Below are 8,351 nucleotides of genomic sequence, written 5' to 3' on the forward strand. Positions count from 1 at the left end.
TTTTTGGCTTCTTTGCTTCTTGCTATAACACAGCCATCGTTATTGGAAAGGATGCAGACGGGCTCATTCCTCAGCGAGGGCTGAAACGCTTTCTCCACGCTCGCATAAAATGAATTCACATCGATAAGCCCAAACATTCAGTTTCTCCGGCGCGTGGTATGAACGAAATGGATGACCACGCCGAAAATCTGAAGCGAATCAGGATCAGGTTTTATTACGGGGTAGGCAGGATTCATTGGCTGCAGAACCGGCCCGTCAGGCGTGATCAGCAGTCGTTTTACCGTAAACTCGCCGTAAACCTCCGCGAGGATGATGTCACTGTTTTCAGGTTTCAGTGAGCGATCAACGATAAGCAGGTCACCGTCATACAGGCCAATGTCCTGCATGCTGCTGCCCTGTGCGCGAAGGAAGAAAGTGCTTGCCCTGTGAGTAATGAGATGCTCATTGAGGTCCAATTCATGCTCGGCGTAGTCCTGACAGGGGGAGGGAAACCCGCAGGGCACGCGCTCCAGAAAAATTGGCCTGTAGCTGGGGGGCGGATTTGCAGCCGGGTTAATCAACTCAAAGGCATTAAACATGACAATCATCTCTTCTAATAGTGCTGTATGTATTTACAGTATTATTAGCTGGCTTTGAGGCCGACGCAAGATGCTGATGGCAGGGGAGGGCAGTCAATCAAATAGATACGTCCGTTGATGTTTAATGCGATATTTAGCGATATTTGCTCACAAAATGACCAACTCGCTGCGCGCTCCGAACTGCACGGGCTGAGACAATTTATCCACAGCTTTAAGTATCAAATGTGCAGTGCTGGTGTGGATAACGAACCCGCGCCGGTTTCCATACCTAACTCAGATAACCAGATAATCCCCATTATTTCTGCAAAATTCGTGATAGGCCTTCGGACCGCCGGGCAGGACACAGATGACAGAGTTGCAAAAAAATGGCCACATTGGCGCTTCTCTGAAAAAGCCGGTACGGGTTTTTTTAACTTTACTTGCTTCTGTATGATAACTGCTCGTTTTAAGGAAGTTTTTGCATAAGGATTGTGAAATGAAACCCTCCCGCAAGATCCATTCCGCTTTATTACGCCGGTTTTGCCTACGTCTGATGCCGGCGCGTCTGAATCCGGATGGCCGGACAATAAAACTGAAATCGCAGAAGGCATAGTGCCATACCTGCAGCCTGCTCTGAGCAGGCGCAAACCGCGACGCCCTGAATTCGGCATCGCTCTGAGGCGCAACGTCGTTTCGCTGCCGCTCATTCGGCGTTGCGGCTGCATCGTACTCTGAGTTTCCGCATTATCTCTCCGCTTAAGTCCTGTCGCCGGGCTAAGACAAGCACAGTTGCCGTGGACGTCTAGAGTGAAATGAACTCCGGTGAAATTTATGTCCAGCCACTGCGTTAGACCTGAAAAAATTTCCCCTCCGCCCCGGACGGCTGCCGTCACATGCACTTGTTAACGCCCCTGCGGCGAAGGGTCTCAAACGGGTGATGTGGTGAACAGCAAACTGATACAGGAGAACGATCATGGCTTCACGCGGCGTAAATAAAGTCATTCTGGTAGGCAATCTGGGACAGGACCCTGAAATTCGCTACATGCCGAACGGCGGTGCGGTCGCAAACATCACGCTGGCCACATCAGAAACCTGGCGAGACAAACAGACCGGTGAAAAGTCAGCCCCAGCAGCCGCCTTCTGCACCAGTAAATAACGGCAAAGGGGGCAGAGGAGGTCGCAGTGCAGACCAGTCGCAGAATGGATCCCAGAGTACGCCGCAGGAAAGCCATCCGCTGGCAGATTTTGATGATGACATATCAGGTAAATCTAACCGTTCTGAATGATACAGCTCCGATCTCGCAATCCATTGAGGGCATTAAGAACGCGGGACCTGAAAAAATTGAGATGGCCTGAAGGCACTGGAGATTGCCCGTGCGGAGCTGCAACCCCGCACGGGCATGACAATCAAATTATGAGGAATCGGATATGCCATTTATCCAGCCTAAAGAATTTATTAGTGAGGGCAAGCCTGCTGGCTATTACGGTCGGCTTTCTGGCGGTTACATGAACGTACATTCAGGTGAAATGATCCGGGATGAGACGTTCACGCTCTCACGTTTACAGCAGTTTTCGCTCTCCGACTATGAGTCCTATCGCGCGCGGTGAGGAGTATCGCCACCGCCTGAGTGGGGCAGTGCTTAACGCGCTGAAACTCAGCGATGCCTGGCGTAATGACTGCGAAGGTCGCGGAGAGTGGGGCGGCGTATTCCCTGTTCATTTGCGGCTGACCCACCGCAAGTGCAAGCACTTGACGATCGATATTCTTAGCCCGGGGGATGAATCGCCTTTCTGGCACGGGCTTATCTGGATAAATCCGGATCATACCGGTCTGTATATCCTTAATGCTGAAAAATTTGAGCCGGCAATGATAAGGCAGATGCTGATCCGCATTGAAGGATTAGTATCAGCGGGTATAAAACCAGCTGAGATTGCCGGATTACTGGGTAGAAAGGAGATGGGTGTATGAATGCGCATTCACTGTTTCGTAGTATGGCATTCAGTGGGGGCCTTCAGCCGCCTGATCATCATTATGAAATCGACCTTACACGGTTTCCGGCTAACATTGCCGGACTTAAGGCGCGGTCTGCACAATGTGCTCTAATTGAAGTGAGTCTGACACCTGCGCTTGATGTGGCTGATTCTGCCGAGCCTGAATGACATTCAGGTAAGGAATTAATTCGTTCAGCATTTGCGATGCAGCATCATGCCGAGTTGCTCGAAAGGCTTATTTGCGAGGCAGAAACGGTGTTGGCCAGCCAGGTAATTGAATTAAATCAATAGGTTGTCAGGTAGGTGGTGCCGCTAACAGCTGATAAATTTGTTGAAGGTTTATCACAGTTTTCGTTTTTAAAAATCTTTTCAGGCTCACGCTTTAGCCATCCATTATCCGAGGGTAGCATATGCATGATTCGTTCGCCCAATGTGGACCTAATCTGATTAAAGCGAACAGGCGGGTTGCTATCAGGCCATTTTATGGTCCGAGTCATGAGTGTCTTGAAAGATAAGGCTCTCTACGTGAGGAACCGGCACGTCTGAGCGCTGAATCAAGGTTTGGCTCTTTAAAATGCTAGTTTTAAAAAGCGTTTGCAAGTTATCTCACCATTCACAGGAAGCCAGTGCGTGGCCTCCGGAAACAGCGCTGAACTGATAGGAAATCTCGCGTATGGGTTATGAAAAACCTCAAATTCTGCAGTCCATGGCTCATAACTATAGGGCTTCCATAAGCTACGATATTCGTCGCTGGTTACGTCCATACTAAAGGGAATTCCACGTGTTGCTCCTGGCGAATCATCAGCAAACTCCCCCGATCCTGATATACCGGTAGCCTTCGATTAGCGCACCGGAAGAAACTGGTACTCTGCTCAGCTTAGACAGCGTCGCTGCATTTGAAAAAATAACCGCAGAGAGGGCTGTATTGTCATGTGAAGAGAATAAACCAGCGCGGATTTTGGGGTCACTTAAAAGGCAATCAACGGTTTCAACTGAAATGACAACCTTCCCATTTTTTTCTATTTCTCTGCCATAAAACCCATAGAGGTAAGTCATGAGTGCTTCACGGCTCCACATCATCGAGCCCGGAGCGTGAAAGTCAGCGATTGCAATGGCAAATGGCTTTCCTTCGACATGAGGCTGGCTGGTGTAATCCTTACGCAATTTATTTCGCAAGGTTCGCGCGTAACGTTCTGCCGCAATTCCTAATACTCTTTCTTGCCGATTCAGGGGAGGCTCCACAGGTTCTGCTCTGGCGTGGTCATAACGCTCAGGTGGATTAACTGTTACAGCTTCAACCTAGGCTCCTCCACCAGCTCTGTTTGTTACGTGAAAATCAGGAGAGGGCTGTTCCTGGGTGACTAACATCCCCTGTTCACGGAAACTGGCCAGGAGAATGGCTTCCCAAATTCGCGTGTGAAAATTATCAGACTGGCACTCTCTTGCCCAGTGAGTATCAGGATTAGGCATTGCAAGATACAATTGATTCAGCATCCATGCGCCAGGTTCTCTGGAAGGATGTCCGAGTAGTTTGAAAATGCCACTTGGTTCTCTTCCTTCAACATCCCATAGCGGTGCACGTCTGTGAACTCCCGGGGGCAAGGGAGCGCGATTCGCTGATTCATTGCATGCCTTACAGATAATGTCTAAAGCTCCTTCTTCGCTAAAAGTGTCTGATTCCCTGTGCAGCACTGACCATATATCGTCTTCACGGCGTCGCATTATGAGAACACCGTGCTTTCCGCTATGGAAATTGCGAGTCAGCGCGCCGATTGTTAAATGATTATGACTGCGCCATGCGCTAACTGGAGGATCATCACCAAATCCCAGCCCTCTGGGCAGTGATAAGGCATAAACATCGAACAGACCAGCAGGAATTGGAGTCATTAAGTATTCTCACTTTATGAGCCTAAGGGGGAGCGTATAGCTTAAAGTCAGTTTTTGAGCATAATCATTTATCTACAGAATTTGCAAACCCATATATCAGGAAGTCTGGTGGCGTACAGTTTTCCATCGTCCTGATAAATGTATGGAACATCTGCAAATCGCATACAGCGGATAATACCTTGACTGAAGTCAATCCCAGCCAGCCAGAGTATCACCTTTTAAGGACGTGAGATTACCCGTGCCTGAACATCATTGTTCCCCTATCAACCTTACATTTCAGCGTTGCAGGGGTATATGGTGGAAACTCCTCAACTCTCTGAATAGACTAAAAAACATCTCATCAGTTGCCTGCATTTTCTGAAAGCCTGCGCGGCGTAATTTACTGCCATCACCAAACATGTCGTATTCCCAGCCAAATACAAAGTCTGCAAACTGACCGTCGTTGATCTGCAGAATATCAGCTTCCACAAGATTGTGAGTTAATGCCATGTCGCGCCATGCAGATTGGTAATCTCTAAACATCTGGTGAAATGAAAGTCTGACCGGTGGTGCGCATTCCAGCTGAAACCAGCGTGCGATTCGCGGCCACAATTCGCTCCATCGCCAGATGTCGCCGTTATTCACATTGAAAGCCTGATTTGCTGCTCCCGGCGTGGTGGCTGCCCATATTGTTGCTTCTGCCAGTAAACCCGCATCGGTGTGATCAACAATGCTATTCCAGGTGCGTTCAGAACCCGGAAAACGGAGCGGTAACCCCAGGGACTGACAAAGCGAAGCATATAGCGCGATGCTCAGCGCAAGATTCATGGTATTGCCGGACACTGCGCTGCCAACCACTCCCGGCCTGATAGCATTCCAGTGCCAGGCTTTCCCATGCTGAAAATCACTCAGCCAAGCCAGTTGCGCGGCGTTAAACTCAGCGCCCGGCACGCCAGGATCGCTCTCCCTTGCCGGTGTTTTAAAGGGCCCGAGATGTGCGCCATAGACTTTGTAGCCCTGCATCAGGCTTACCGTCTGAAGTGGAGCCACTTTCTCAATATTACTGACCAGATTACGCAGCATGGTCACGTTAGGCCCAACCATATCTGTCCAGTTCGCCGCATTTACCCATGCGCTAAAGAAGATATGTGTAATGCTGCTTAATTGCTGAAGCACCTTTTCACTTTGTTTCTCATCAAGCAGATCAACGCATACGACCGGAATACTATCAGGATGAGGTAGCGCCTGGCGACTCAGGCCGATCACTTCCCAGCCATCCTGAAGGAGCGTTTTTACGAGATTGCTACCGACAATACCCGTTGCACCTGCGACCAGTGCGACCTTATTTAAGTTATTCATGTTGTGACTCCGAAGTAGGGGTTCAGAGAGTGTGATATATTATTTTTTCCGCATATACCCCCATAATTAGATGGTACTTATAATGGAAATAGCTAAATGAATAATAAACTTAATGCTATCTCTACCTTTCTGCATGTTGCAGAAGCCGGTTCTTTTTCTGAAGCTGCACGTCAAATCGGGTTGAAACAATCTGCGGTTAGCCAGCAGATTGCCGCATTGGAGGAGGAGCTCGGGGTGGTATTGCTGAATCGTACGACGCGTAAGATGGCACTTACCGAGCAGGGACAGCGTTACCAGCGTGATATGCAGCCGTTGTTGGAAGCAATGCGTGAGGCGGAAAGCAACCTGTCTCCCGGTGATCATCAGTGGCAGGGCAAAGTTCATGTGCAGCTTCCGAGTGGCCTTGGCCAGCTATTTCTTCCTCACCTTCTGAACCTGCAGAAAGCCAATGCGGGATTACATCTTAAAATTTCCCTGGACGATCGCATTGCAGACCTGATTACCGAAGGGGTGGATATCGCCATAAGACTAGGAAGCCAGCCACCGGATGAACATGCGTCACGCGTGCTGGCGCGGGTCAAGATCCAGCTTTTTTCCGCCCCCATGTTCTCACCGGTGTATTCGCCAGCTGACCTGCCAGCGCTGCCACACATCCGTTTCAGCGGAATTATGCATGATGCCCCCTTACGGCTGATTTCAGAAAATGAGACGGTCGATGTGAAGGTGAATACCGTCTTTCAGACCAGCACCAGTGAAGGCCTGCTTCAGGCATTACAGGCAGGGATTGGCATTGGTGGTATGCAGCTGCCGCTCGTAACTAAAGCGGTGCAGGCGGGTACGCTTATTCCGGTACTTCCGGACTGGAAGCTGCCAGATCGTTTCCTGTATGTCGTTTTCCCCGACGCCCGTTTTATCCCGCATAAGGTCAGAAACGTGGCAGGGGTGATCGAACAGTTACTGCCGCAGATAGCAGGACTGCTTTAAAGAACGAAATGATTGAGTGAGATGGCCATCGAAATGGAGTAAGCCAAAGTAAGTTTTAATATAATCAACTGATATTTAATTAATATATTACTTTTCTTTAATGTCAGAGGAGCAAGGAAACAGCTATGATTCAAGAATTAAAAGATCTGTTAAGTATTCAGGTCGTTTCTGTTTTTCTCGTTACGATCATCGGTGCATTGGCAAAAAAGTATATGCAGTTTCATCGCAGAGATTTCTTTTCACGCCCTTTGCCTGAGCAGATAAAAGCGGTTAAGTGGCTCAGAGATACAGCTGCCCCGGTAGCTGACCCGTTAGCTAAGGCAGAACAGCAGTTCCGTCTTCAGTCATTCGGACTGCACAGAGACCGTGATCTATCCTATAAAATCATATGCATCTGTTCAGATCATGCGCAGTCATTGATTCCGTCCCTTAAAACAGTTTTGCGCTATCAGGGAATGTACAAAATCTCTGAGGGATATATTTATCCACACAAATACCATATCTGGTTCGTACCTCTGGTAATGATATGTTTGTTAGTGATCACAGGTTCAGAGGTATACAGTGGTTTCATACAAAGTGACGTCACGCAATTACTGAAGTCCCTGTTAGTCTTTGTTGTGGCCTTTTTAACATGGGGGTGGGTAGCAGTTTGTGCTCTTAAAATATCCCGTATAAGCAAAACGCTCAATGCATACATTCCACCCGCCGCTAATAAAAAAAGCGCTTCAGATGATTTCAGTTCCATACTCAATAATGATTACCCTTAGCCTTGTCTCTGCGTCTCAGAGAAAGTTATGGTTCGGCGTTCTGCCTCGAACCAGTGATAAGCCGCATCGGGATTGTCTGAGCATTAAGGCCGTCAAGTTTGGCACGTTCAGAATAACAGCGCAGAGTAACACCACTGGAATTTTCCTGCTGGACCCATACACTTACCGCAGCCTTCGCCTGAAAGAGTTGTTGAAGTTCTTCCCCCTGAATAAAGGTGGTTATGAATATCTCATTCTGAGAATGGCTGGTGGATAGGCTTTGCAGGATAATTTAATGACCTCTCTTCAATGGCCCCCGTCGGCTCTCCGGCGTGGCCGGGTCGTCAGCCCGACTGCGCTTACCAACAAAGGTGGTAAGCTCCGCCGAACCGTGAAGGAATGCGTTTCGGGCCTAAAGGCTAAGGTCTGATGGCGAACTAAAGGCAGTGTTAACTGCTACAAAGTCTATCCATTCCTCCTTCTTAAAATAGGGAGTTGCATACAAATACGTTTATAAAAACAGAGGTGGAGACTTTGTCAGAAACCCCCTGAGAAAGGGGGTTATTTTAATATTGACAGGCATCTATTTAATAAGACCTGGTTATTGATTATTACAGGGTTCAGTTTTTTCCTGGCTCGTGTGATATTTTGGAAAAGCATTTTTAGTGGATAGTAATAAGACCTTCCTTTAAAGACCAGTCGACCGTCAGAATCATATTCGAAGTATTCATCAATTGTCACGGCAACGTTGTCAAACTCTTGCCCAATTACACGGTGTGACGTCTTGTTGTATACGTTTGCATCTTTATCATGATGTTCTCTATCGTATTGCGAAGGCGTGACCCGA

Annotated in this window: 10 protein-coding genes and 2 pseudogenes; 6 read left to right on the forward strand and 6 right to left on the reverse strand. The window is 48.4% G+C overall.

The genetic code is table 11. The annotated features are described in order from the left end of the window. A pseudogene (locus tag FT726_RS25030) lies at window positions 1-137 on the reverse strand (DNA polymerase V subunit UmuC); the annotation flags it as partial. Beyond that, window positions 138-578: a LexA family transcriptional regulator gene (locus tag FT726_RS25035; protein ID WP_034830559.1), complete on the reverse strand. Its 441-nt coding sequence runs from the start codon at window positions 576-578 to the stop codon at window positions 138-140. It lies immediately after the preceding pseudogene. Window positions 579-695: 117 nt separating this feature from the next. Between FT726_RS25035 and FT726_RS25040 the strand changes: the two genes are divergently transcribed. The 4 genes and pseudogenes from FT726_RS25040 to FT726_RS25055 all read left to right on the forward strand — a co-directional run bounded on the left by FT726_RS25040 (window position 696) and on the right by FT726_RS25055 (window position 2,526). Then, window positions 696-1,043, forward strand: coding sequence for a hypothetical protein (locus FT726_RS25040; protein ID WP_034830560.1), 348 nt, complete (start codon window positions 696-698; stop codon window positions 1,041-1,043). 487 nt (window positions 1,044-1,530) lie between these two features. Next, a pseudogene (ssb1, locus tag FT726_RS25045) lies at window positions 1,531-1,674 on the forward strand (single-stranded DNA-binding protein SSB1); the annotation flags it as partial. 311 nt (window positions 1,675-1,985) lie between these two features. Continuing rightward, a complete protein-coding gene (locus FT726_RS25050) occupies window positions 1,986-2,165 on the forward strand; it encodes a hypothetical protein (protein WP_052127584.1) in 180 nt (59 codons plus the stop codon). Window positions 2,166-2,193: 28 nt separating this feature from the next. After that, window positions 2,194-2,526: a conjugation system SOS inhibitor PsiB family protein gene (locus FT726_RS25055; protein ID WP_052127585.1), complete on the forward strand. Its 333-nt coding sequence runs from the start codon at window positions 2,194-2,196 to the stop codon at window positions 2,524-2,526. An 824-nt stretch (window positions 2,527-3,350) separates the two neighbouring features. Here FT726_RS25055 and FT726_RS25060 read toward each other — a convergent pair. The 3 genes from FT726_RS25060 to FT726_RS25070 all read right to left on the reverse strand — a co-directional run bounded on the left by FT726_RS25060 (window position 3,351) and on the right by FT726_RS25070 (window position 5,774). Further along, complete coding sequence (locus tag FT726_RS25060; RefSeq protein ID WP_230599238.1) at window positions 3,351-3,791, reverse strand: hypothetical protein; 441 nt, start codon at window positions 3,789-3,791, stop codon at window positions 3,351-3,353. Window positions 3,792-3,848: 57 nt separating this feature from the next. Then, window positions 3,849-4,436, reverse strand: a complete 588-nt coding sequence (locus FT726_RS25065) for a hypothetical protein (RefSeq protein WP_230599240.1) — start codon at window positions 4,434-4,436, stop codon at window positions 3,849-3,851. 276 nt (window positions 4,437-4,712) lie between these two features. Continuing rightward, window positions 4,713-5,774 (reverse strand): SDR family oxidoreductase, encoded by a 1,062-nt coding sequence (locus FT726_RS25070; protein ID WP_034830565.1) that lies wholly within the window; start codon window positions 5,772-5,774, stop codon window positions 4,713-4,715. A 96-nt stretch (window positions 5,775-5,870) separates the two neighbouring features. On the opposite strand from FT726_RS25070, the gene FT726_RS25075 reads away from it, so the two are divergent. Together FT726_RS25075 and FT726_RS25080 are read left to right on the forward strand one after the other, a co-directional pair. Beyond that, window positions 5,871-6,758 (forward strand): LysR family transcriptional regulator, encoded by an 888-nt coding sequence (locus tag FT726_RS25075; RefSeq protein WP_034830567.1) that lies wholly within the window; start codon window positions 5,871-5,873, stop codon window positions 6,756-6,758. Window positions 6,759-6,883: 125 nt separating this feature from the next. Next, window positions 6,884-7,525 (forward strand): hypothetical protein, encoded by a 642-nt coding sequence (locus FT726_RS25080; RefSeq protein ID WP_034830568.1) that lies wholly within the window; start codon window positions 6,884-6,886, stop codon window positions 7,523-7,525. 540 nt (window positions 7,526-8,065) lie between these two features. On the opposite strand, the gene FT726_RS25085 is transcribed toward FT726_RS25080, so the two are convergent. After that, on the reverse strand, window positions 8,066-8,351 hold a 286-nt coding region (locus FT726_RS25085), incomplete at its 5' end, for a hypothetical protein (RefSeq protein WP_346303644.1).

The organism is Pantoea sp. Morm (assembly GCF_016643525.1).
In the GTDB taxonomy this organism is placed as follows: Bacteria; Pseudomonadota; Gammaproteobacteria; order Enterobacterales; family Enterobacteriaceae; genus Pantoea; species Pantoea dispersa.

Excerpts from the sequence above, each read along its gene's own strand:
- FT726_RS25040 (WP_034830560.1), top strand. The coding sequence starts at position 696 with ATGTTTAATGCGATATTTAGCGATATTTGCTCACAAAATGACCAACTC.
- FT726_RS25070 (WP_034830565.1), bottom strand. The coding sequence starts at position 5,774 with ATGAATAACTTAAATAAGGTCGCACTGGTCGCAGGTGCAACGGGTATT.
- FT726_RS25080 (WP_034830568.1), top strand. The coding sequence starts at position 6,884 with ATGATTCAAGAATTAAAAGATCTGTTAAGTATTCAGGTCGTTTCTGTT.
- FT726_RS25035 (WP_034830559.1), bottom strand. The coding sequence starts at position 578 with ATGTTTAATGCCTTTGAGTTGATTAACCCGGCTGCAAATCCGCCCCCC.
- FT726_RS25065 (WP_230599240.1), bottom strand. The coding sequence starts at position 4,436 with ATGACTCCAATTCCTGCTGGTCTGTTCGATGTTTATGCCTTATCACTG.
- FT726_RS25050 (WP_052127584.1), top strand. The coding sequence starts at position 1,986 with ATGCCATTTATCCAGCCTAAAGAATTTATTAGTGAGGGCAAGCCTGCT.
- FT726_RS25075 (WP_034830567.1), top strand. The coding sequence starts at position 5,871 with ATGAATAATAAACTTAATGCTATCTCTACCTTTCTGCATGTTGCAGAA.